Origin of the sequence: Paenibacillus sp. PvR133, from assembly GCF_017833155.1 — a bacterium.
In the GTDB taxonomy this organism is placed as follows: domain Bacteria; phylum Bacillota; class Bacilli; order Paenibacillales; family Paenibacillaceae; genus Paenibacillus; species Paenibacillus polymyxa_B.
Window position 1 is genome coordinate 1,169,090 of the sequence record NZ_JAFIBS010000001.1, and the last position, 24,308, is coordinate 1,193,397.

23 protein-coding genes are annotated in these 24,308 nt (G+C 45.3%); 14 read left to right on the forward strand and 9 right to left on the reverse strand.

All coding sequences use genetic code 11. The features are described 5' to 3' along the window. Window positions 1–18 precede the first annotated feature (18 nt). The 3 genes from JOE49_RS05190 (at window position 19) to JOE49_RS05200 (ending at window position 3,294) form a co-directional block, all read left to right on the forward strand. Window positions 19–780, forward strand: coding sequence for an ABC transporter ATP-binding protein (locus JOE49_RS05190; protein ID WP_053326448.1), 762 nt, complete (start codon window positions 19–21; stop codon window positions 778–780). Next, on the forward strand, window positions 770–2,710 hold the full coding sequence (locus JOE49_RS05195; protein ID WP_028540914.1) for an FtsX-like permease family protein: 1,941 nt from the start codon (window positions 770–772) through the stop codon (window positions 2,708–2,710). Before JOE49_RS05190 ends, JOE49_RS05195 begins: the two co-directional genes overlap by 11 nt. A gap of 188 nt (window positions 2,711–2,898) precedes the next feature. Next, window positions 2,899–3,294 (forward strand): hypothetical protein, encoded by a 396-nt coding sequence (locus JOE49_RS05200; RefSeq protein WP_209940682.1) that lies wholly within the window; start codon window positions 2,899–2,901, stop codon window positions 3,292–3,294. Between the two features lie 80 nt (window positions 3,295–3,374). Here the strand turns inward: JOE49_RS05200 and JOE49_RS05205 are convergent, their stop codons facing one another. Continuing rightward, window positions 3,375–4,349: an aldo/keto reductase family protein gene (locus tag JOE49_RS05205; RefSeq protein ID WP_209940683.1), complete on the reverse strand. Its 975-nt coding sequence runs from the start codon at window positions 4,347–4,349 to the stop codon at window positions 3,375–3,377. 162 nt (window positions 4,350–4,511) lie between these two features. Next, window positions 4,512–5,474, reverse strand: a complete 963-nt coding sequence (locus tag JOE49_RS05210) for a radical SAM protein (protein ID WP_103047134.1) — start codon at window positions 5,472–5,474, stop codon at window positions 4,512–4,514. A gap of 233 nt (window positions 5,475–5,707) precedes the next feature. Between JOE49_RS05210 and JOE49_RS05215 the strand changes: the two genes are divergently transcribed. The 5 genes from JOE49_RS05215 to JOE49_RS05235 all read left to right on the forward strand — a co-directional run bounded on the left by JOE49_RS05215 (window position 5,708) and on the right by JOE49_RS05235 (window position 9,874). After that, the gene (locus JOE49_RS05215) at window positions 5,708–6,154 is read left to right on the forward strand and encodes a MarR family winged helix-turn-helix transcriptional regulator (protein WP_160788330.1); all 447 of its coding nucleotides are present in this window, start codon (window positions 5,708–5,710) and stop codon (window positions 6,152–6,154) included. A gap of 69 nt (window positions 6,155–6,223) precedes the next feature. Continuing rightward, window positions 6,224–7,039 (forward strand): NAD(P)H-binding protein, encoded by an 816-nt coding sequence (locus tag JOE49_RS05220; protein ID WP_160788331.1) that lies wholly within the window; start codon window positions 6,224–6,226, stop codon window positions 7,037–7,039. A 124-nt stretch (window positions 7,040–7,163) separates the two neighbouring features. Then, window positions 7,164–7,640, forward strand: a complete 477-nt coding sequence (locus tag JOE49_RS05225; protein ID WP_023991039.1) for a DsrE/DsrF/DrsH-like family protein — start codon at window positions 7,164–7,166, stop codon at window positions 7,638–7,640. 135 nt (window positions 7,641–7,775) lie between these two features. Then, complete coding sequence (locus tag JOE49_RS05230; protein WP_209940684.1) at window positions 7,776–9,284, forward strand: aminotransferase class V-fold PLP-dependent enzyme; 1,509 nt, start codon at window positions 7,776–7,778, stop codon at window positions 9,282–9,284. An 80-nt stretch (window positions 9,285–9,364) separates the two neighbouring features. Further along, window positions 9,365–9,874 carry a DUF1036 domain-containing protein gene (locus tag JOE49_RS05235; protein ID WP_160788402.1) on the forward strand — a complete coding sequence of 170 codons (510 nt, stop codon included), beginning with the start codon at window positions 9,365–9,367 and terminating at the stop codon, window positions 9,872–9,874. Window positions 9,875–9,976: 102 nt separating this feature from the next. Here the strand turns inward: JOE49_RS05235 and JOE49_RS05240 are convergent, their stop codons facing one another. Continuing rightward, complete coding sequence (locus JOE49_RS05240; RefSeq protein WP_209940685.1) at window positions 9,977–11,029, reverse strand: LLM class flavin-dependent oxidoreductase; 1,053 nt, start codon at window positions 11,027–11,029, stop codon at window positions 9,977–9,979. A gap of 250 nt (window positions 11,030–11,279) precedes the next feature. Between JOE49_RS05240 and JOE49_RS05245 the strand changes: the two genes are divergently transcribed. Next, the gene (locus tag JOE49_RS05245) at window positions 11,280–12,035 is read left to right on the forward strand and encodes an AIM24 family protein (RefSeq protein WP_068939217.1); all 756 of its coding nucleotides are present in this window, start codon (window positions 11,280–11,282) and stop codon (window positions 12,033–12,035) included. Between the two features lie 42 nt (window positions 12,036–12,077). On the opposite strand, the gene JOE49_RS05250 is transcribed toward JOE49_RS05245, so the two are convergent. Further along, complete coding sequence (locus tag JOE49_RS05250; RefSeq protein WP_013312677.1) at window positions 12,078–12,416, reverse strand: zinc ribbon domain-containing protein YjdM; 339 nt, start codon at window positions 12,414–12,416, stop codon at window positions 12,078–12,080. A gap of 293 nt (window positions 12,417–12,709) precedes the next feature. After that, complete coding sequence (locus tag JOE49_RS05255; protein ID WP_209940686.1) at window positions 12,710–13,576, reverse strand: SDR family oxidoreductase; 867 nt, start codon at window positions 13,574–13,576, stop codon at window positions 12,710–12,712. 138 nt (window positions 13,577–13,714) lie between these two features. Between JOE49_RS05255 and JOE49_RS05260 the strand changes: the two genes are divergently transcribed. Then, the gene (locus JOE49_RS05260; protein ID WP_209940687.1) at window positions 13,715–14,605 is read left to right on the forward strand and encodes a diacylglycerol/lipid kinase family protein; all 891 of its coding nucleotides are present in this window, start codon (window positions 13,715–13,717) and stop codon (window positions 14,603–14,605) included. Window positions 14,606–14,623: 18 nt separating this feature from the next. Here JOE49_RS05260 and JOE49_RS05265 read toward each other — a convergent pair whose 3' ends face one another. Continuing rightward, window positions 14,624–15,166, reverse strand: coding sequence for a hypothetical protein (locus tag JOE49_RS05265; RefSeq protein WP_023991046.1), 543 nt, complete (start codon window positions 15,164–15,166; stop codon window positions 14,624–14,626). Window positions 15,167–15,261: 95 nt separating this feature from the next. On the opposite strand from JOE49_RS05265, the gene JOE49_RS05270 reads away from it, so the two are divergent. Then, complete coding sequence (locus tag JOE49_RS05270) at window positions 15,262–16,176, forward strand: phosphatidate cytidylyltransferase (RefSeq protein ID WP_025719205.1); 915 nt, start codon at window positions 15,262–15,264, stop codon at window positions 16,174–16,176. Window positions 16,177–16,282: 106 nt separating this feature from the next. Here JOE49_RS05270 and pdxR read toward each other — a convergent pair whose 3' ends face one another. Continuing rightward, window positions 16,283–17,656 (reverse strand): MocR-like pyridoxine biosynthesis transcription factor PdxR, encoded by a 1,374-nt coding sequence (gene pdxR / locus JOE49_RS05275; RefSeq protein ID WP_209940688.1) that lies wholly within the window; start codon window positions 17,654–17,656, stop codon window positions 16,283–16,285. 109 nt (window positions 17,657–17,765) lie between these two features. On the opposite strand from pdxR, the gene JOE49_RS05280 reads away from it, so the two are divergent. After that, a complete protein-coding gene (locus tag JOE49_RS05280; RefSeq protein WP_209940689.1) occupies window positions 17,766–18,665 on the forward strand; it encodes a DMT family transporter in 900 nt (299 codons plus the stop codon). A gap of 88 nt (window positions 18,666–18,753) precedes the next feature. Here JOE49_RS05280 and JOE49_RS05285 read toward each other — a convergent pair whose 3' ends face one another. Together JOE49_RS05285 and JOE49_RS05290 are read right to left on the reverse strand one after the other, a co-directional pair. Next, window positions 18,754–20,760: a PTS fructose transporter subunit IIABC gene (locus tag JOE49_RS05285; RefSeq protein ID WP_209940690.1), complete on the reverse strand. Its 2,007-nt coding sequence runs from the start codon at window positions 20,758–20,760 to the stop codon at window positions 18,754–18,756. Window positions 20,761–20,929: 169 nt separating this feature from the next. Further along, window positions 20,930–22,882 carry a BglG family transcription antiterminator gene (locus tag JOE49_RS05290; RefSeq protein WP_160788336.1) on the reverse strand — a complete coding sequence of 651 codons (1,953 nt, stop codon included), beginning with the start codon at window positions 22,880–22,882 and terminating at the stop codon, window positions 20,930–20,932. Window positions 22,883–23,031: 149 nt separating this feature from the next. Between JOE49_RS05290 and JOE49_RS05295 the strand changes: the two genes are divergently transcribed. Beyond that, window positions 23,032–23,760, forward strand: coding sequence for an SDR family oxidoreductase (locus tag JOE49_RS05295; protein ID WP_160788337.1), 729 nt, complete (start codon window positions 23,032–23,034; stop codon window positions 23,758–23,760). A gap of 26 nt (window positions 23,761–23,786) precedes the next feature. Then, window positions 23,787–24,224, forward strand: coding sequence for a MerR family transcriptional regulator (locus JOE49_RS05300; protein WP_160788338.1), 438 nt, complete (start codon window positions 23,787–23,789; stop codon window positions 24,222–24,224). The last annotated feature ends 84 nt before the right edge of the window (window positions 24,225–24,308 follow it).

A 24,308-nucleotide genomic window follows, 5' to 3' on the forward strand; every position in this document is an offset into this window, starting at 1 on the left:
AATAAGGAGTGCATCGAAGTGAATATTTTAGAAGCCCATAAAATTCATAAAAGTTACGGTAATAAGTTAAATATGCAGGAGGTTTTGAAGGGAATAGATATCGTCATTGAAGAAGGAGAATTTGTCAGTATTATGGGAGCCTCCGGTTCAGGTAAAACCACACTGCTGAATGTTCTTTCCTCCATTGATAAAGTGAGCCAAGGCTCCATTAAAATCAATGATATCGAAATGACGAAAATGAAAGAAAAGCAACTGGCTGAATTTCGCAAAAAGCATTTAGGCTTTATTTTTCAAGAGTATAATCTGCTGGATACGCTAACTGTGAAGGAAAACATCCTCTTACCGTTATCCATCACCAAAACCCCTAAAAAAGAAGCCAACCAAAAATTTCAGGAAGTAGCTACAGAACTGGGAATTTATGAGCTCAAGGACAAATACCCCAATGAAATTTCGGGTGGACAGAAGCAGCGTACATCTGCGGCCAGAGCGTTTATTCATGAGCCCAGTATTATTTTTGCCGATGAACCTACGGGTGCGCTAGATTCCAAATCGGCTTCCGATTTACTAAATAAGCTGGGCCAGTTAAATCAAAAACGCAAGGCCACCATTATTATGGTCACGCATGATCCTGTCGCAGCCAGTCATTGCAGTCGAGTCATTTTTATTAAAGATGGGCAAATGTATACGCAGCTTCACAAAGGCGAGCAGGAAAGACAAAGCTTTTTCCAGGATATCATGAAAACCCAAGGGGTCTTAGGCGGGGTCCAATATGAACATTAATCTGCTCATTCTAAAAAATTTGAAAAAAAACCTTAAAAATTATTACCTTTATGTTTTTGCTCTCATTTTTAGTGTTGCGCTCTATTTCGCTTTTGTCACATTACAATACGATCCCTCCATGGACGAAGTGAAGGGTTCTGTTAAAGGTGCAGCTTCCATACGGGCAGCATCCGTTTTACTGGTCGCCATTGTCTGCATCTTCCTTTTGTATGCTAATAATATCTTTATAAAAAGACGCAGCAAAGAAATTGGCCTATTTCAATTGATCGGAATGACTAAAAATAAAATTTTTCGCATCCTGAGTGCTGAAAACTTAATTCTATACTTCAGTTCACTATTCATCGGAATTGGGGTTGGATTTTCCTTTTCCAAATTAGTGATCATGATTTTATTTAAGACGACGGGCGTCGAAGCCATTGCCACTCTATATTTCTCTAACCAAGCACTGACTCAAACACTCATCGTTTTTGGTATCATCTACCTATTGATCATGCTCATGAATTATTCTTTTATCAAAAGACAGAGTATTTTGTCTTTGTTCAGAGTAACCTCAACCACCGAAGGGAAAATCAAGAAAATAACGATCTATGAGATGATCATCGGGATCATTGGAGTTTCATTCATCGCTTTAGGATACTATGTTTCTTCCAAATTGTTTGGTGGAGACTTTACATCCATGAATGAGTTATTTATGGCTATGGTGTTTATTTTGGGCTCTGTCATCATCGGAACACTCCTTTTTTATAAAGGATCTATCCGCTTTATTTCCAATATCATCAGAAAAAGTAAAGGCGGCTATTTGAACATTAATGAGGTGCTGTCTCTCTCATCCATTATGTTCCGCATGAAATCCAATGCTTTATTGTTGACCATTATTACGACGGTATCGGCACTTGCCATCGGTTTACTCTCCTTAAGCTATATCGCCTATTATTCTGCGGATCAAGCAGCTGAGGACAATGTGCCTTCCCATTTTGCAATGACGAATGTACCGGATGCTGAGAAATTCAAAACGTTACTTCAGGAGCATGACATAAAGTATCTAGAAAAGAAAATTGAAGTTATTCAAGTCAGCGTGAACACAGCGCAAATTATGGACACTCCTCTGGAAGGATTAAATATCGGTGCGAATTCCATGACGTTGCCTGTCATAAGCGATCAATCTGTGAAGGGTACGGATGTATCTCCAGGCCAAACGATTTTAACAGGCTATAATGATTTGTTACAGAAATTCATGTCCTTGAAAAACTCAGGTCCATTGGATTTGAAGGGAAAAAAAGAAGTCATACATCAACAATATTTGGGTCTAAAAAAGGAGTACGTGATTCCCTACTATTTCACAGCCGGTGGATTACCCACTGTCATTGTAGACGAAAGTATCTTTGAGCGGCTAAAGAAAGATGCAAATCCTGAGATTCAAAAGAAGTCATCCTTATATATTGGAATTGATATGATAAATACAGAACAGATCAAAGAAGCCGATCGTCTCTTTGCAGCTGCGAATTTTAATGATCAACAAACATCACGCCTTGAAATGAGCAGCAATCAGAAGCGGAACATGGGAGTGATCATGTTTGTAGTTGGCTTTTTAGGACTGACCTTTCTCATTACATCAGGCTGCATCCTTTATTTTAAGCAAATGGATGAGAGTGAAGACGAAAAAGCCAATTACACCGTGTTAAGAAAGTTAGGGTTCACTCAAAGTGACCTGCTTAGAGGCATTAAAATAAAACAACTCTTTAACTTCGGCATTCCACTAGTAATTGGCCTTTCACATAGCTATTTCGCCGTTCAATCTGGCTGGTTCTTGTTTGGAACTGAAATTTGGATGCCTATGATCATCGTTATGGTGCTGTACACCGCCTTATATTCCATTTTCGGGATACTATCCATCCTGTATTATAAAAAGGTCATTAAATCAGCATTGTAATCGGCAAAAAGCAAAAAAAAGCCCCAGGCGAAAGCGCTGGGGCTTTTCCAAATATTTGAGCATTTTCGTTCCTATGTGTACAATAAAATAACTATCATCGTAACCCCAAAGGGGGAGAGCTTATTTTATTATTAATCATCAATGGCATCGGCATCGTAGCCAATATCATACTCGGTTCCTCTGTAGGCGTGGCTATTATCGTAGGAATCGTCTTTTTCCTGATTGGCTTGCCTGAGTTTAAAAGATCGCCGAAACTCACGAAAAAGGCTAAAAAAGATATCACCTATATTATGTCAACCCTATTAACTCTCCTTATATTCGTAGTTATTGTTTCTTGGAATCTCCACACTTCAGGTGACCAGTTTCTTGAAGGTCCGCTAACACCACAAATGAAGTTTCACTGGGGACAAAAGGTGTTGCTGCTAGGTCTACTGGAGGGCTTATGGGCTGTCATCAGCCTAAAATGGCTGTTGCCTATCTTTTTTGATCCGCTGGATCTCAGTAAGAAGCAAATCCTTGTTTTAGTAAGCGGGATTGTATTTAGTGTGGTTTCAGGTATTTATGCCATGCTTGAAGCAAGTTAAAAAGTCTCGCTCTTCTCTGTTAAGGACAGGAAGAGCGAGACTTTTTTATTAATGGTTCCCCTCTACAGAGGCTAGAATGCTTAACGCAAAGGTTCAAAACCTTCTGCTTGCTTGAGAATCCGCTCAATTTCCACGCATGTCTCCGGTTGCAGCGTCACTTCGACTGCTTTTACATTTTCTTCGATTTGTGCCGGTTTAGTGGCCCCAATGAGTGCAGCGCTGATATCCGGTTCTCTCAGAATCCAGGCAAGCGCGAGCTGTGACAGGGTAATACCCAAGTCCTTCGCCAGCTTATCCAGCTCCTGGACACAGTTTAGAACGGTATCGTTCATGTAACTGCTGATGACATTATTGACAGAGGCATCAGCCCCGCGGCTGCCTGTCGGTAAAGGTTGTCCTGGCTTGTATTTACCCGTGAGGATACCTTGGGCTAGAGGCGAAAATACAATTTGGCCGATACCTATCTGCCCGGATACAGGAAGTACCTCATGTTCGATATAACGTTCGAACATATTATAGATCGGCTGATTGGCAATCAGCGGGCGCAAATTCAGCCTTTTTCCAATCCCATGGGCATCCGTGAGCTGGGCAGCACTCCATTCACTGACAGCAGCGTACAGGATCTTACCCTGAGCCTGAAGGTCATCGAGCGCTCGCAACGTCTCTTCCAAAGGAGTATCCGAATCATAACGATGACAGAAGTACATGTCGATATAATCCGTACCGAGACGCTTCAGACTCGCTTCGCATTGCTCCATAATATGCTTGCGTGACAGTCCCCTGTCATTGGGACCGGAGTCCATAGGGAAGTACACCTTGGTAGATAACACATAGCTCTCTCTTCGATAAGGCTTCAAGGCAGCTCCCATAGCCTTCTCGCCTTCTCCCCGGTTATACGCGTTCGCGGTATCAAAGAAATTAATCCCGAGTTCAAAGGCTTTGGCAATACAGGTATGAGCTGCTTCCTGCTCGGCAGCTGTACCGTAGGTTAACCAGCTACCCAGACCGATTTCACTAATTTTAAGACCACTGTTGCCTACATTTCTATATTTCATATCTACTCCTTCTTTCATAAGAAGATCATATTTTTATATTTTAACATGTAAACCCTTTCATTAAAATCATTGATAAAGGACTCATGGAGTTATATGAAGGATATCTACCACCCTAACTGTTAGGGTGGTAGATGCTTATAGTCTCACAATCTCAAATCATATTTACTTGCTTCCTACAGGAAAAAGCGCATCATATGCGGGACAAGGCAGTTTGTCGAGAAACTCCTGAAGCTGCTTCGGTTTATTTTTGTAAATATCCTTTAGGGATGTTCCATTATAAATATTGCCGATGACCACAGGATGGCATAGCTCACAGATCAGGATGTCCCCGTTCCCGTGAAGATGGAGCTGTTTTTTACCATCAACACAGTTGGAAAAATAAACACCAGGCTGTTCCTTGAAGCCCAGCGCTTCTGCAAAACGGTCCATACAGGTGAAATACAACACAGTATCGTCCTTTTTATGTGCAATCAGGTCATGAACGGAACGGACGAGCGCTTCCTTGGTGGAAATAGCATTCCAGTTGGTATGATCCATTACGATGCTGTTTTGGATTTCATGGATGCGCACACCGAGTTCATATACCTTTTCGCTAATCGCTGGCATGTTGTTCTGCGTCTCGGCAAACAGCAACGTCTCCAGCACCGTTTCCAGCTTGGCTTCGGTACATAACCGGATATTTTGAACGATTTTCTCATACATGCGAGGATGAACATGATAATAGGTTGCATATTTATCGGCATCCGTGAAGTTGAAGGAGATATGAATATTGGAAAGTCCTGCATCACGCAGTTTCTCAATTCGTTCAGGGCTGAGCAAGCTGGCATTGGTATTGAGCTGGGTAGCGATGCCCTTGCTTGAGCAGTGAGCCACAATGTCCAGACAATCCTCATACTTCAAGGTCACTTCTCCCCCGGACAGTCGCACACGTTTTAACGTTGGAATGTCATCAATAATATCAATGACCTCTTTGCTGCTAATGCATTGCCCATCGTTCCGCTGATACGCGCAGCAGTAATCACACTTGAAGTTGCAATTAGAGGTGACCCCGACTTCCAGTCCCTCCAGCTCGTAGATGCCCGGCGTTTCCAGTTCAAGTGCTTTATATTTGTTGTCTATACTCACTTTCTCATGATCCTCCCGATCTCAGGCTTATGTCTTGAATTCCCTTGAGATTATACAGAATAGGAGCGGTTTGTAGATATGACATTGGTAACGGTGGGGCCAAACAGATACCATAGCGGTAACGGCCTTGGAATCCTCCTATCAGCGCTAAAAAAATTAATTTGACAAGTACTGCCGAACTTTAGTAAATTCATATTAGTTAAGCCCTTAACTACATTTATGGTGGTGATCGTTTGAAAGACCTACAGGATTATGTACTTGATTTGCCGCTGCATTCTCTGGTTTTCTTTTCACTGGTGGAAACGACAGCCGGATTAGTTGATGTCTCAGAAAAATACTGGCATTCGAAGGGAACCAATGGAGCCAGAATTCGAATTCTAGTTGAAATCATGAAGGAAGGAGGCACAATTCTCCCATCTGTGCTCGCCCAAAGGATCGGAGTCACCAAATCAAATATTAGCCTGCTGCTCACCCCGCTCGAAAACGAAGGGTTCATTCGTCGGGAAGGCCATCCCATGGACGGCAGAAAATCGGTAATTTCTATAACAAGTGAAGGGCAAAGCCTCCTGTTGCGTAATTTACCCGAAAACCGGCAGAGGATTGAGGAAAAAATGCAAGTGTTGAATGATCAGGAATTGAAGCAGCTCCTTTCCCTGCTCAACAAATTAAAGAGGACGTAATGCAGCTTTTTTACTCAATTGGTTAAGTCCTAAACTAAAATCCCATTTGTATAAAAAGGATGATATTCCATGTCAATTGTTATTACTGGAGCCAATGGTCAATTGGGGAGCCTAATCATACAACAGCTCCTTCAAAAAGTCTCACCTCATGAAATTACCGCTTGTGTTCGCCACCTTGAAACCGGAAAACACTATGAGGCACAGGGAATTACAGTACGATTGGGTGACTACGATCAACCCGATTCACTTGAGCAAGCATTCGCGGGTGCTTCCCAACTGTTGTTGATTTCAAGTTCACATCCCGACGATACGATTCGTATTCGTCAACATACCCATATCATAGAAGCAGCTAAAAAATGTGAAGTAGAACACATTTTATACACCAGCTTTGCCTTTTCTGAAGCCAGCTCTATCCCCCTTTCCAATCTGCATTTGGCTACAGAACACGCCATTTGTACCACTGGAATTCCTTACACTTTTCTACGGAATGCATTATATACTGATTTTGTCAAAACTCTTGACCTGAACGCCGCCATAGCGAAGGGCGCACTCGATATTTACCCTGGAGAGTGGAAATTTAACACCGTCACGCGTTGGGATCTTGCCAGAGGGATCGCAGCAGTGCTATCCGATCCAGACCGCCATAAGAACAAGAAATATGAATTTGTCTCCTCCAGTCCCTGGACCTTTTCAGACTTGACAGCAGCTTTGACCGAGCTTACAGGCAGATCCGTCTCCCTCCGTCATGACCCCCAAATCAAAAATTGGATATTTGGGTTCTTGAGCAAAATAGATACGCGCTCCACGTCGGATGATTTGGAACAGTTGATCGGTGGTCCGCTCACTTCACTGAAAGAAAGCATCCGGCCCTTTATCTCCATATGAAAAGCAACGCTAAAAATTTCTTGGCAACACCCACTCCATAAATTGTGAGCAATATGTGAACTGGGCATACTTCTCATTCCCAAATCCATACTGAATATATCTGTTGGTAATGGAGGCGGGAATTATGGATAAAAGGATGAATCTGCTTATGTTCAGCGGCGATTATGATAAGGCAATGGCTGGACTGATTCTGGCAAATACGGCACGGGAATTGGACGTGGACGTGACGATGTTTTTTGCGTTCTGGGGACTATTTCTGGTTCGTGACCCTGACAAGATGACGTTTGAGGACAAGACGATTTATGAAAAAATCATGGGCTGGATGACTCCAAAAGGACCCGAAGAGCTGCCATTATCCAAAATGAATTTTAGCGGCCTTGGCAAGCTGATGCTGACGGAAATGATCGAAGATAATGAAGCCCCGAAGCTCATTCATTTCTTGAAAGGAGCGCGAAAGAAAAATGTAAAATTTTATGCCTGTAAGCTATCGGTCGATATTATGGGTTTTAAACCGGAAGAATTTATACCTGAACTGGAAATTATCGAGGCCAAAACGTATCTAAAAGATGCGCTCGAATCCGATATGCAGTTGTTTATATAAGATAGACCTACTGCCTTATCCCGCTTTTGGATGAGGCTTTTATTGTGACTAAATGATGACACTCGCCTATTTTTTTTAACCCATTCGGGCCTACCTACGTACCCTAAGAAGACAGAACGACTTGGGAGGCGCCGTATGCTCATGGCTCGAATTGGAAGCAGTAATTGTAGGTATCAGCCTTCTAACGAGGCTTATTTTCAAAGGTATCGTGAAAGTACAATCGGATATCACCAGACCTTTGAATCTCCATATGGGCAAAAAAAGCTGATTTATGCGGATTGGGCAGCCAGCGGCCGTCTGTATGGACCCATCGAGTCGAAAATAGCAAATGAATTAGGTCCTTTCGTGGCGAACACACATACGGAGTCTAATTTGACAGGAACTCTGATGACCCAAGCCTATGAAGAAGCGAAACAAATCATTAAAAACCACGTTCATGCCAATGAACATGATATCATCCTGTTCGCCGGGTCTGGTATGACAGGTGCAGTGAATAAGCTTCAGCGACTGTTAGGATTGAAAATACATGAAAATTTAAAGCCCCTCTACCCCATCGCCGAAAAAGAACGTCCCGTTATTTTCGTTACACACATGGAGCACCACTCCAATCATATTTCCTGGGCAGAAACCATTGGAGACGTTGTGTGTCTTCCTCCAGGTCCTGGCGGGATGGTCGATCCAACTCATCTCGAACGACTGCTGCTTCAATTCCGGCATCGCCCTATCAAAATCGGCGCCTTTACCGCCTGCTCCAATGTTACAGGGTTCGAAGTGCCGATTTACCAGCTAGCCCGCAAAATGCACGAACATGGCGGCGTTTGTTTCGTTGATTTTTCGGCAAGCGCACCTTATACCGAGATCAACATGCACCGCACAGATCCCCTTGAGAAGCTGGATGGGATTGTATTTTCACCCCACAAATTTCTTGGGGGTCCCGGTACAAGCGGCGTTTTAATTATGGATTCGAGGCTGTGCCTCAATTGTGCTCCAGATCAGCCAGGAGGGGGCACAGTTAGCTGGACCAATCCTTGGGGTGGATACGAGTATAAAGATAATACTGAAGCCCGCGAGGATGGAGGGACGCCTGCCTTTCTACAGGCCGTTCGAACGGCGCTCTGCATTCGGCTGAAGGAGCAAATGGGATACAACCGCATGTTGGAGCGCAAAAAGGAAGTAACATCATTATTACTAAAAAGCTTGAATACCATACCAGGGCTACACATTTTAGGAGGAAGCAGCCAAGAACGAATGGGAATCGTTTCTTTCGTTGTCGGCCATATTCACTATAACCTGATTGTAAAACTATTGAATGATCGGTTTGGCATTCAGGTCCGGGGCGGCTGCTCTTGTGCAGGCCCCTACGGACATTATTTGCTGGGCATCGACCAGCAAACATCTAAACAAATGACAGACCTGATCCATGCGGGAGACTTATCTCGAAAACCCGGCTGGGTGCGTCTGTCGCTCCATCCCATGATGACGAATCAGGAAGTCTCCTATATCGCCTCTTCCTTACGAGCAATCGTGGAAAACATCACGACCTGGCAAAAAGATTATATCTATCAACCAGATACGAATGAATGGCGATCTATGAATGAACATCACAAAATAGACATCAGCAAATGGTTTAATTTTAGTGATTAAGAGACTCCTGTCCGTTCCCTTCTTTCAAAACTCTCATAGGATACACTGTAAATTACTATATGAGGAAAGAAGTGACGACAATGGGTCTCAATTTTCGCAACAGTACTAGTGCGGCTATCTTTGTGGTCTTCGCCTACCCGGACTTCAGCTGTAGTCCTGTTAACTACTCTAAAACAGGCTGGTACCGCGTTAACCCCGGACAGACTGTTCAGTTGTGGAGCGGCTTCGCAGGAGGTAATACGTTCTTTTATTACGCTGAAGATGATTTTGGACGCGAATGGCGGGGTTCATATTTCACTCAAGTTCCTGAGAATGCCTTCAATTGGTGCTGGGATACAGGCTGTACCACTTGTAGAAGCGTGGGACTGCGGAGAATCGCAGTTAGCCCGTTCGTCTTCGACTATACTATCAACTTTGTAACGAGCAGCAGTCAAAGAAAACCTGCATCTTCCACACTCCGCATGACATTGCCTTCCAAAGCAACCCAAGAGAAACCTATTTTGCGCAGAGTTCCTGCAACACCTAAGAGACTAAAACAAGGGAAGCCTCAATTACAGAAACGCATCACGCATAAAAAACGGACAAAATAAACAACGATCTATCAGCTCACATATAGTTTTTTAGAACCCAAAAAAGGAGCGACCTCACCCCCATGGCCTGCTCCTTTCTCTTTTATCTATGAGGTAACCCGCTTATTTACTCTCGGATTCCCACTTGGATATCTCTTCACGCACCCGTGGTGCTACCTCTGTTCCCAATAGCTCAATAGCTCTCATGACATCATCATGCGGCATCGTCCCGACGGGTACGTGGAGCAGAAAACGTGTAATGCCTACCTGTTTACGCAGATGGATGATTTTCTTGGCAACCGTGTCGGAATCTCCTACATACAACGCTCCTTCAAAGCTGCGTGCGGCATCGAAGCTGGAGCGAGTGTAAGGACCCCAACCCCGTTCACGCCCAAGCACATTCATGCTCTGCTGGGTGGAAGGGAAGAACTTATCCGCTGCCAGCTCAGTCGTCTCTGCGATAAAACCATGTGAGTGTGATGCAACCGGAAGCAGCGATGCTTCATGACCGGCATGCCTAGCGGCTTTTTTATACAGTTCCACCAACGGGGCAAACTGTACAGGACTACCCCCAATAATCGCCAGAACCAACGGCAATCCGAGCAAGCCTGCACGAACCACAGATTCCTGATTACCCCCACTCCCAATCCATACGGGCAACGGATTTTGAACTGGACGCGGGTACACACCCAAATTGTTGATTGCCGGCCGATGTCCGCCTTTCCAGGTAACTTTCTCGGATTCTCGGATTTTCAATAACAGCTCCAGCTTTTCATCGAATAACTCATCGTAGTTATCCAAATCATACCCAAATAACGGGAACGATTCGATAAAAGAACCCCGGCCTGCCATAATCTCAGCTCGTCCATTCGAAATGCCGTCCAATGTAGCAAAATCCTGAAACACACGTACGGGATCATCCGATGAAAGCACCGTAACTGCACTGGTTAACCGAATTCGTTGGGTCTGCGCAGCAGCAGCAGCGAGGATAACAGCCGGAGCAGATGCTGCATAATCTTTACGATGATGCTCCCCCACGCCGTACACATCCAGCCCTACCTGATCTGCAAGCACAATCTCCTCGACAACTTCACGTATTCGTTGTGCATGACTGATGACCTCACCCGTTTGGGGATCCGGCGTTGTTTCTACAAACGTGCTTATCCCTATCTCCACTTGTTCTACCCCCTATTTTCATGCCCTATTCTCATACGGCTGCTTTCGAAGTCAATCATTTTAAAAACCGATATCTTTATATTGAACCTTTTTTGCATCTTTTTCAAGCTCTCTTTTTCTGAGTCTGAAAACCAGCCAAGGGAAGTGTCTAGATTCGCCGCAGGAAAAGAAGTCTCTTTGTCGAATATTGTATGGAATAAAGAAGATTCCCATCCCACAACATGAATACAACAAGGAGGCACATACATTTATGGCTTTTGTCATTAACAATTTAAAGGATAACAGCAATGTTGCCATCACTGACCAATTAGGCGGATTTACGGTACTGGAATACATAACAGATTTGAGTTCCACCTCGGTGGAGGCTGCGAAAAACAATTACTATATGAGCAAAAGTAATATGCGCCGCAAACAACTCATGATCGAAATCAACAATAGTGAGATTATGATGAAGGCGGGAGCCATGCAATATACTGTGGGTAGCATGGAAATGACTACCGGTGTAAAAGGCGTTGGAGGCTTAATGCGAAACTTGGTGTCCGGTGCTGTAACCGGGACAGGTGCCATTAAACCACACTATAAAGGCACGGGTACCATCATGCTGGAGCCTACCTACCAATATATTTGGCTTATTGATGTGGACAATGATGATATTGCCATCGAAGACGGCTTGTTTTTGGCTTGTGACACGACGCTGGACATTTCCGTCGTTGCACGTAGTAATCTTTCCTCTGCTGCACTGGGTGGAGAAGGGTTATTTAATTTAAGCGCCCGCGGAAAAGGAGTTCTGGCACTTCAAGCTCCAATCCCTTCTGAGGAAGCGGTCGTTATAGAATTGCAAAATGATGTGCTGAAGGTGGATGGTAACTTTGCCCTCATGTGGTCCAATACCTTACAGTTCACCGTCGAAAAATCCGGGAAAACCAAAATGGGCTCGGCTGCTTCCGGCGAAGGGCTAGTAAATGTGTACAGGGGAACAGGAACCGTATGGTTAGCACCATTATAAACATAAAAAAGGAGAAGCCCTCGGCTTCTCCTTTCTTACATTTTAATTCTTTTTTACAAACTCCGATTTTAGCTTCATTGCTCCAAAACCATCAATTTTGCAGTCAATATCGTGATCGCCATCCACCAGACGGATGTTTTTTACTTTGGTGCCGATTTTCAAGACGGATGAGCTTCCCTTCACTTTAAGGTCTTTAATGACAGTTACAGAGTCACCATCCTGCAGGATGTTACCATTCGCATCTTTAACAACCTTTACGTCTTCACTGCTTGCTTCTGACTCGGTAGACCACTCATGAGCGCATTCCGGGCAAATGAAAAGACTGCGATCCTCATAAGTGTATTCTGAATTACATTCAGGACAATTTGGTAAATTAGACATGGTATTATGTACTCCATTCATTTTCAAATTCTACTGCTATGCTAAACTTCCTTGATAGACCAAGCCTGCTCCAAGTCTCCCTTGGAGTTCCCTACAAGTATATTGGATAAACAGTCACGATTCCACTCATGGATAAAATTAATCTGAGTTTTGTACCGATACGTAAGCGCCCTGCCTCTGAAAATACCCAGAGGGTGAACATGTAACTAAAACGGATGCTGGCCTCTCTAGGCAGCATCCGTTTTAGTCATAAGCAGTATCATATGTTGAAATTGTACTCTACGGTACGTTTATTATGCTTGGGTTTGCTTGATCAGTTCACTAATTCCTTGGCTAAGCGGCGTAAGGGGGCGTTTCAACAGCTTCTCGAAATCGTTGCTTACGACATCCAAGGCTCCTTCACGAATCGCTTGTTGAATACCGACCACAATAGGGATTGCACCTTCCGGGACTCCCGCACCGAGCATAACCTCGGCATACGTAGCATCATCCACCTGCTGTACAGGAACGTCTTTGCCCAGAACCTCAGCAAGTACCGCTGCAAACTCTTCTTGGGTAATCGGCTTACCGGAGAGCTCGTATATTGTATTCTCATGCCCTTCGCCAGACAAAACGGTTGCAGCTGCTTGCGCATAATCTGCGCGGGTAGCCCAACCTACTTTACCGGACCCTGCCGAGGTTAGCCAAGGAGCCCCCGCGAGTACGGATTGGATCGTGCCTGCCTCATTCTCCAGATACCAATTATTACGCAGGAAGGAGTAAGGAATGCCTGACTCACGAATGAACTCCTCCGTGATGCGATGTACGGGGGCAAGGAATAGAGTGCTGTCAGCGGCATTGGCAGCGCTAGTATAGGCGATGAAGCCTACTCCAGCACGTACAGCAGCATCAACAGCCGCTTTATGCTGACGGATTCTAGTATCATTATCCCCGTCTGCGGATATAATCAGCAATCGGTCTACTCCAGCAAACGCCTGATCCAGCGTCTCCGGTTTATCAAAGTCGCCATGACGAACCTCAACGCCACGAGACCGTAAGTTCTCTGCTTTTTCTGGATTTCTTACACTAACAATAAGATCGTTTGTGGAGACAGATGTAAGCAACGTATCTACCACGATGGAACCCAATTGCCCCGTTGCTCCTGTTAATGCGATTTTCATATGAAATCCTCCATTCAGATTGTATTTACTTTTATATAGTAACTAAAAATATAACGCATGTCTAATCTAGAGTCTAAAGGTCTGCTTTTCGGGTAAGAGTTGGTACAACAAACTCTCCCCAGAGAAAGGAACATGTATATGAAAAAAGCTATGGTCATTGTAAATCCCTCTTCCGGCAAAGAGGAATCTCTCCAACATGTCAGAAACGTAGAAGAAATTCTACGTGACCAAGGATACGTTGTTACGGTTAAAGAAACGGCAAAGGAACTGGACGCCACCCGTTTTTGCGTTAATGCGTGTGAGGAAGCTTGTGACCTAGTCGTATCCATCGGTGGGGATGGCACACTTCACGAAACCATCAACGGCTTCATTGATCAAGACCACCGTCCAAGACTGGGTGTCATCCCCCTTGGGACAGTCAATGATTTTGCCCGTGCCTTACACATTCCGCTAAGTCCTGAGCTGGCGATCCGTACACTGACTTCTGCCCGCGTGAAAAACGTAGATATGGGCCTCTTAAACGGCCGAATGTTTGCCAATGTGGTTGCCACAGGTTCGCTTGCTGAATCGCTCTCAGCTGTATCATCAGACGATAAATCCATGTTTGGCACGTTTGCCTACTTCAAAGAAGGCATGAAAGAGCTTATCAGCCATCCTGCCCACTCACTTATCGTCCGCTATGATGACAAGACCTGGGAAGGCAAATCCCCACTCCTTTTGGCTACGTTAACCAACTCAGTTGGCGGATTCGAGAAACTGGCGCCCGATGCGGCTGTTGACGATGGTCTGCTTCACTGCTTTATTTTCAAAAACCTCAATATATTGAACACCGTGACGGCCAGCATATCCTTATTTTTAGGCAACCTGAAGGATCATAGTGATATCGTTTACTTTACCGCAAAGCATGTAAGTGTCAGCTCCGCTGAACCGGTCAGTACGAATGTAGATGGTGAGGAAGGGCCGTCTTTGCCTATCGAGCTTGGTATTTTACCACGTCATATTGAGGTAATTGTGCCGGAAGAGGTTTAAGTAATGCGGTGCTGGTCCTCAAGCTTGAGGATCATACTCGCTCAATTTCCCCTCGTAGATCAAATGGAATCGATCACTTTGCCGAAAATCGTCTGGCGTAACAAGAGCGGGCAGCTTGTTCCATATTTTTATGCCGGATCGCTGTAAAATTTCTGCGACGAATTGCGAACAAAAATAAGAATTGCTGAACTCGACTGGTTCTTTGAGTGCAATACCAATCAAACCCAGTAAGTTATACATATATTTTTGACGACTTCGGATAAATACATGTAAAACTCGCTTCATTTTTTCAACTTCACGGTCGGTTACTTGAAGCTCGTAGATAACACATGTTGTATTCGGAAATCTGCTGTATGTACCTGTCTTAATATCCTCTTTCACGAAACCACCATCCAGAGGGTTATTAGGGGTCTTTCTCCCGAAGCTGTATAACTCCGAAAGTTCCCGGTTGAAGGAAATGGAGGCGTGATTGTATGGCGCTCTCGTATAGCTTTTAATGACTCTCGTAAGAAACGTTCCCGTATTCGTAAGCAAGATAAAGACGGATTGATCTGCTACCATTTACGAAATTTCCCCTTATCAAGTTTGAATTATTCCTTCATAATAACATAGGAACCTTAATGGAATCCTATTTCGCGATAAGTTGGTGAGTGGTAATGGACAGTTCGCTATTAACGTTAATCCTTATTTTCGCAGCCTTATTGGTCATCCATCTGATTTATATAGTGGTAGTCAAAACACAGCCAGACAAAGACTATGCAGCTATTGGGCTTCGCATCAAGACATGGTGGGGTATGTTCTTTATCTTTTGCTTGGCAACTCTTTTCAATCCGATCGTTTCACTGCTTTCCTTGATGGCACTCACCTTTTTTGCGCTAAAAGAATACTTTTCCATGATTAGATCCAGAAAAGCTGATCGCAGATTGTTTCTATGGGCGTACTTAGCGATTCCCGTACAATTTTATTGGATTTATATCGGGTGGTACGGAATGTTTATTGTCTTTATCCCTATCTATGTATTCTTACTGCTACCGCTCCCGCGATTGATCAACAAAGGAACGGTTGGTTTTTTGCGCAGTGTCAGTTCGACCCAATGGGGGCTCATGCTGATGGTTTTCGGGTTGAGTCATCTGGCCTATTTTCAGTTTGCTACGCCGCAATACGGAGCAAAACTTGTACTTTTTCTAGTGGTACTGACGCAGCTCAATGATGTCGTACACTATCTAGCATCACTCTATTTCGGAAAGCGGAAAATCGTCCCGACATCCAATCCCAATATAACTTGGGAAGGCTTTGCATTCGCTTTTCCCGTAACCATAGCGGCTTCCTATCTTATCTATCCCTATCTGACGCCGTTTGACCTGAAATTTGGAATTATTTTCGGCATGCTGATCAGCTTGAGCGGTTTCTTCGGTAGCTTAACGGTTTCTGTGCTGAAGCGGGATTTATTAATCGGCGATGATGATAAGTTCGATGCTTTGAAAAAAAGCTATTTAAGTCGGGTGGATAGCTTGACCTACACCTCGCCCGTCTTTTTTCACGTGATCCGTTATTTTTTTGACTTTATGTAGCGATTACATGGCTCAAACCTCGTATGAATAGTGATCATGGAACACGATATCTTGTTATGAAAAGGGCAGCCTATCCTCACCCAAGGATAGGCTGCTTTTGCGTGTACTACCGTTGCAGGGCATTCCTAATCCTGCTAACCCCTTCACGAATTTCGTTTTCCCTTAGATGCCCGTAGCCCATTAGCAGTCGATTCCCTTCGAGCTGTGCCGCAAATACATTTTCGCTACGGAGATGTTCTAGCAAATTCTCTCGGAGTGGGAACTGAAACTCTGCTACCAAATGTAAACCAGCCGATCGGCCACATACCCGGTATTGCCCTGTAAATTGCTGCTCCAGGCTATCAAGCAGGACCTGACGACGCTTGGCGTACACTTTTTTCATCTTATGTACATGCTTATGAAGGAGTCGCTTCCTGATATACCGACTCAACACAATTTGCTCCAGGCTCGCTGTCTGGTAATCCGCCAGTTGCTTTAAACGGATAAAATCAGCGACTCGTGACGGGGGAAGAACAATATAGCCGATCCGCAGTGCGGGGAACAGAATTTTGCTAAACGTCCCGACATATAGCACCCGTTCTGAATTCAGACTCTGCAAGGAGTGGACGGGCGCCCCATCATACCGGAACTCACTGTCATAATCATCTTCGAGCAGCAGGCATCCTGTCCGGGCTGCATACTGGATAAGCTCGATCCGCCTTTGGATCGGCAAGATACCTCCCAGCGGGAACTGGTGCGAGGGTGTCAGATATGCCAGCTTGGGGTGTCTCTTTTGCGGCAGATCGGCTGTTATAACTCCCGAATCATCAACAGGCATGCTCCGCAGTGTGGCCCCTGTAGCCGACAGAATGCTTTTTAAATCTTCATTTGTCGGTTCCTCTACCAGAACTTCGTCTCCAGCTGACAGTAACAGACGGGTGACAAGCTGAATCGCTTGTACTGCTCCGCTTGTGATTACAATATGTTCCGGTCTGGCTTTCACTCCTCTGGTGTGAACCAAATAGTCGGCCAGCTCCCTTCGTAACTCAGGCTCTCCAGCAGGGTCGCCATAACCCAGTGCCAGATCAGGAGCCTCTTTGCATACGCTCTGAAGCAAGTCGGCCCATGATTTGCGCGGGAACAATTCCAATGCGGGGAGGCCTGTCCGGAAGGATATTACCGACTCCTCATTTGAATATGAAGTATTCATTGCAGACGCAGACGCCTCGATAGGCGGTGCGGATACATAACCTGGAAGAACGGCCCCCTCGGCTACATAGGTACCTGAACCCGAGCGCGCAATGGCTAAGCCTTCGGCTAGCAGCATTTCATAAGCTTCGAGGATAACATTCCGGGAAACATTCAACTGTAAGGCCAGCACCCGGGTCGAAGGAAGTTTATATCCTGCATGCAGTTCTCCGGCTAAAATACGGTCCCGTATCGCTTGATACACCTGACGCAGCATCGGAACTGTCACATTCTTATCGATAGATAACCACATAGGTTGCCCCCTCAAGCGGTACTGTCAAAAACCTCTTCAACTGGACCTACAAGTGCCCAGTTTCTATTGCTACAGTATATATCAATATCTGTACAAGAGGTGAGATGAAATGAACAAACCAACCTTTTCGACTTACATGGAATTAGTGATCGCAACCTCCATTGTCGGCAGTTCTGTAGTAGTCGGTAAACTGGTCGTGATGCGGCTGCCTGTTTTTTTATCGCAATCTGCCAGTCTGGCCGTTGCCCTTCTGTTCTTGGTACCCATTGTATTCATCAAGAAATATTCACTAAGGATCAGCAAACGGGATGCCTTAATCCTGTTCATTCAGGCCCTGATCGGCATGTTTCTCTTCCGCGTCCTAATGCTGTACGGGCTGGCCTACGCCTCTGCTTCCGAAAGCGGAATTTTAACAAGCTTGACCCCAGCTATCGTTGCACTTCTTTCGTATATACTGCTGAGAGAAAAGATCACGCTACGCCCCGGTCTCGGGATTGCCTGTTCTCTGCTCGGTGTTTTGGCGTTGCAAGTGCCTCACATATCGGCGCTCTGGTTCAATGCTCCCAACGCAACCTCGTTCATTGGCATGCTGCTTGTTCTGTCTGCTGTGTTCGGAGAAGCGGCACTAACGGTATTACGCAAGATGCTATCCAGCGATGTCTCTTCCCTGCTTGGGACTATGTATATAACACTCTTTTCATTCCTTATGTTTCTGGGTTGTTCCTTCGGGGAGGCCCAACAGTTCAACTTTAACCACGTTGGGGCAGGGGATATTGGGCTTGTCTTATATTATGGTATCTTTGTCACCGCATTAGCCTACGTATTATGGTTCCGGGGCGTGTCAAGGGTATCGGCTAGTACAGCAGCTGTATACACGGGTTGTATTCCCGTCAGCACACTACTGCTGTCCTATATCATCCTCCGTGAATCCTTCTCATTGGCTCATCTGGCTGGTGCAGGTTTTGTATTTCTCGGCATCATACTTATATCACGCGGTGAACGCCGCTGACTTACGCAAAGACCTTCTCAAAAAAAGAGGCTCCCGGCTGAAACTTCGGGAGCCTCTTTTCTTTGATTCAAGTTCTTATCGCATTGAATTAATGCACCTGATCCAGCAATTGATATGCTTCTTCCTTCGTTGCAGCTGCTAGAAGCGCCTCTCTGAAATGATCGTCCATCAGCTTACGTGATAACATTTGCAGCACTTTTAAATGCGCATTTTCCTTGCTGTTGCGCGGTACGGCAATCATGAAGATCAGTTTTGCTTCACTTCCGTCTGCACTATTCCAGTCAACACCACCCTGCTTGATGCCGAAGACCACGCTTGGCTTCAGGACAGCTTCCGATTTGCCATGAGGAATGGCAATATTCATTCCAATGCCTGTGGAGCCTTCTTCCTCTCTGGCTAATATTGCCTGTTTGAAATCACTCGCAGAGCTTACGGCTCCAGTTCTCTCAAGTGCTCCGATCATTTCATCAACTACAGCATCTCGTGTCGTTCCTTCCAGATCCAAATTAATCAGATCCATTGTTACAATATCCGTCAGTTTCTCAATGTGAATGGCCTGCGAAGACACGGCTGGCCCGTTATTTGTGACAGTTGTTGAGGCAGATGACTCCGCAGCGGCCATTGTAGTAATCGCAGATTGTCCAGCTCCTGCGGTAGAATGTCCAGGCATCGCTTCCCCAGCAACATCCGAAGTTACAGTTGCTGCAATATCCTTTTTCAGCAAGCTCACCAAGACAACCGATACGGCTACACCGACAATAACGGCGATGAAGAACATAAGCACATGGTCCACTGCACCAAGTACAGCTACAATCGGTCCACCGTGAGCTACCTTATCACCTACATTTCCCAACATGGCGATGACAGAGCCGACCATGGACCCTACCATGATACTGGGAATAACACGCAGTGGATCTTGCGCCGCGAATGGAATCGCACCTTCGGTAATACCGAACAACCCCATCGTGAATGTTGCCTTCCCAGCCTCGCGTTCTTCAGGTGCAAATTTACGTTTGTTGATCATCGCTGCAAGTCCCATCCCAATTGGCGGGATACAAATCGCAACGGCGATTGGCCCCATAATTTCATAATTCCCTTCGCCGATCATAGCCGAACCGAATAAGAAAGCGACTTTGTTCACAGGTCCACCCATATCGAAGGAGATCATCGCACCTAGAATCAATGCCAATAGAATTGAACTTGTACCTTGCATACCTGCAAGCCAACCTGTTAAAGCTTCAAACAATTGTGCGACTGGAGCACCAATCACAAAGACAAAGATTAATCCTACAATTAAAGATGCCAATACAGGGATAATTATAATAGGCATGATCGGCTGTAATGCTCGGCCAACTTTAATTTTCCGAATCCCAAGTGCAACATAACCCGCCAGGAAACCGGCGATAATACCGCCGATAAATCCAGCCCCCGCCTCACTTCCATAAAAGCTGCCGTTCGCAGCAATGAATCCGCCAATCATACCTGGTGCAAGCCCCGGTCTATCCGCAATACTCATCGCGATAAATCCGGCGAGGATCGGTATCATAAAGGTAAACGAAGCTGAGCCGATATCCTGAACCGTCTTCCAGAATGAACCGTCCGGTATAACCAAACCGCCTGGTGTCTTCTCACCGCCAATCGTCAACGCAATGGCAATAAGCAATCCTCCAATGACGATGAAGGGTACCATATAGGACACACCGTTCATCAAGTGGCGGTAGATGGGATTTTGTTTCGGCTTGTTCTCCTGTGAGCTACTTTCGGCAGAACGCGACTCTGCCTGGTATACAGGCACATTCCCCTTCATCACCCGCTGGATCAATTCTTCCGGACGGCGAATCCCATCCTGTACACCAACGACCAGCAGTTTTTTGCCGACGAAGCGGTCTTTAACTACCGTTTTATCCGCTGCAATAATAATGCCATCTGCCTCACGGATCTCCTGCTCGGTCAGTTGATTTTCGACTCCAATGGAGCCTTGTGTCTCAACCTTCATCTCGATGCCCAGCTTTGCTGCTGCCTTTTGCAGATTCTCAGCTGCCATATACGTATGTGCAATTCCATTAGGACATGAGGTAATCGCTAATATCTTCATAGTCATTCCCCTTCTCTCTGTTGTTTCCGCTTACATTGATAGTATAAACGCCTATCTTGCTGTTATCGGACGAACTTTTTACCGGAACTTTCGGAAAAACGGAATTAAACCGACAAAAAACAGGACTTATCTATAAGTCCTGTTCCAGAGCACAGCTTTTGATTTTAGTTTATCCCTTCATTCTCCCTAATAATCTCATCGCATCGGTCTCTTTAGATAAGGCATGAACCAAAGCAGGCTGCTCACTGATCAGGGATAATTCCTTAAATAACTGCCGCATCTCTTCCCGCCCATCCTGTTTGACCGCAAGGAGGAACACAAGCTCTACTTTCTCGGTTCCCCAGGTAAGCGGCTGCTTCAAGGTAGCGATTACAATGGAGGACTGCCTTATCCACTCAGAACCGCCATGCGGGATGGCTATGCCTCCCCCAATCGTCGTAGCCGACATTTTTTCTCGCGCCAGTACGCTGTCCACATAACCGGGCTCCACATATCCTTTGTCCTCCAGTATTTGCGCCAGCTTGGAGATCAATTGTTCCGGATGCTGCACTTCCTGCTGGGGAAAGACCAAAAAAGGTGTTGTATATTTAAAAAATACAGATTCGTCTGCCGCCCTCTGTTCCGGCTCATCTAGTCGTCGGATCACTTGCTCCAGCCGACGCTCGTCCTTGGCATCCAGCAAGGGAGAGACGAGAATATGCGGAACGTTCATCTCTGGGAGATCTACAGTGGTAATGACGAGATCCACCTCCTGGGCTGCCAGATAGTCCTGGACTTCTGCTTTGGAAAGGGTTGTCTCCACATGTACAGCCGGAAATTTACGTTCCACCTTGGTGCGCAGCAGTTGGGACATACCGATGCCCATGTGACACACGATGATGGCTCTCTGGGGGTGACTCTCTTTCTGATGCAATCGCTCCACAGAAGCCTGAAAATGCAGCGTTAAATACGCCGCTTCCTCCTCGGGGAAGGATAGCCGGATCCATTTTCCTACCTCTTCCAGTGTAATAATAACTCGGTCGAACATGTAGGGGTACATCTTCTTGATCTCGGCCAGCATAGGATTGGACACGGTCAACCCATATTGAAGACGGTTCAGGGTCGTATATAAATGGACATTCAACCCTTTCAGCAACATCTTGTCCTTGGAAAAGGCAATCATATTCAGCTCGGACATCCGCCGGACTAACTGCTCAATCAACTCAGGCAAAAGCGGGTGGCTATCTGCCAGCTCACCTTGTTTTCCCCTTCTTTCTTCCTGCTGGTAACGGAACTTCCCGCTAAGCAGATGCAGAGTTAAATACGCCGTCTCTTCCTTGGAAAAAGGCACGGCAAACAACTTTTGCAACTGCTGCAAAAAAGACGTAGCCCATGTAAATTCGCGTCTCTCCTGTAAAAAGGCAATGTCCTGCTTGGAGAGCGAAATGGGTTGTCCCATCTTGGTTCGTTTGACCATTAAGAGAATATGCAGCATTAGAGCTTCGAAAGCTTCGTCAGTAAAGCTGAGCTCATGGCGTTTTTGAAATGCTTTTAATTCATGATTTATGGTTGTAATCTCGTGCGATTCAAACTGTTTGCGCATCATCTGTCCTGTTAACTCAGGACTATCAATCAGCTGGTTCATCCGCGCCAAAGCGATTCGCTTATTTTTCTCAGAGCCTTGAATGGTCAAGCCTACGCGCTGCTTGGTAATTAAGGCTAGATCAAAGCTGTGCAGCCAGCCATCAATCTTCTCCATATCTCTACGGATCACCGTCTTGTTCACATAATACTGTGAAGCTAGATCCTGGATGGTCACAGGCTTGGCATTCATCAAGAGCCGATAGGCGAGATGCAGCACCCTTTCCTCATCAGACTCGTGTTGGGCTGTACTCTCATCCGCATACAGTCGATGGAACAATTCATTCTGATCCGCTTTACCCATCTCCAGATAAATGCCGCGTCCCGGCCTTCTCACCAGATTGGCATCAGAATGTTTAACGATATAATCTTCAATTACTTTCAGATCGTTGCGGATCGTCTTTTCAGAGCAGTCGGTCAGATCCGCCAGATCCTGCGCTAACCACAACCGGTCCGGTTCAGTTAACAACATGCGTAAAATTTCCATTTGCCTTTTATTCATTCCATTCTCCCATCTTCCAAAATAAAGAATGTCTAGGGCACTTCGAGCTATAATTTGCTGGTTTTGTGTTGACTTTAAGTATACTCCAAGTAGTACATTTAAAGCATGGTGGCCGCCAAATTCAAGAATAATGAAAAGAGGAATCGCTCATGACCATTGGGAAAACAGTTCTTATTACTGGGGCCAACAAAGGCATCGGGTATGAAACAGCCAGACAATTGGGGGGTATGGGTTATACAATCCTGATTGGCTCACGGAATGAGCAGAGCGGCCGGGAAGCGGTGGCTAAGTTGGCTAATGAGGGAGTAGAAGCCCGATTGATTTTGTTAGACTTGACGAATCAAAGTACGATTGATTCCGCAATCCATCAGATCAAACAAAAATCTGGTTCCCTTGATGTACTAATCAACAATGCCGGCATATCTTTAGGAGGAGCCACTCCTCCAAGTCAGTTCTCTTTGGACGTTTTAAGAGAAACGTATGAAACAAACTTTTTCGGTTTGGTCGCGGTGACGCAAGCCATGCTGCCTTTACTGCAAGAATCTCCTTGTGGTAGAATCGTTAACTTGTCGAGTGGCCTTGGTTCGTTAACCTATAATAGCGATCCTGAGCATGAGCATGCACAATTTAATTTGCTTGCCTACAATAGCAGCAAAGCAGCGGTTAATATGTTCACCGTCACCCTTGCCAAAGAATTCAAAGACTCACCTCTCAAAATTAATTCGGCTGACCCTGGCTTTACCGCCACTGACTTAAATGGCTTTACAGGACCGGGTTCGGTACAACAAGCTGCTGCTGTCGTTGTTCGTTTAGCCACTTTAAATAATGATGGTCCGTCAGGAGGGTTTTTTGACTCGAATGGAGAAGTGCCTTGGTAATCGTTACAATTAAGGAGTGAGATACTTTGCAGGAAATTCCGGAGACCATAACCTCGATTAGTCAAGCTGCAGAACTAACAGGTTTGACAGAGGATACCATACGCTATTATGAGCGAATTGGCTTGCTGCCTTATGCAGAACGAAAGGCTAACGGACACAGGTTCTACAGTAGAGATCAGATTCTGGGGATTATCTTTTTAACCCGATTAAAAGCCACTGGAATGACCATAGAGGAAATGAAGCATTATCGAGAACTTTCGATGCAAGGCAACAGCACCATTCCCATCAGACACTCCTTACTTGAGAAACATAATCAGAAGATTCAACAAGAAATTTCCAGACTGATGGAAACCCAAAAAATTATTGAATATAAGCTCAACCATTATCGTGACCTCTCTACCAATCCTGATCTTAGCGACACGAATTGCACCCCTACAACACCCAGCACCAATCCCCTTTTTTAAGGGGTTATTTTCATTTTCAGTGGGAGATTGATGGAGCTCCCTTAATTCCCTATAATCCAAATATAGCATGAATTTCTAGGGGGG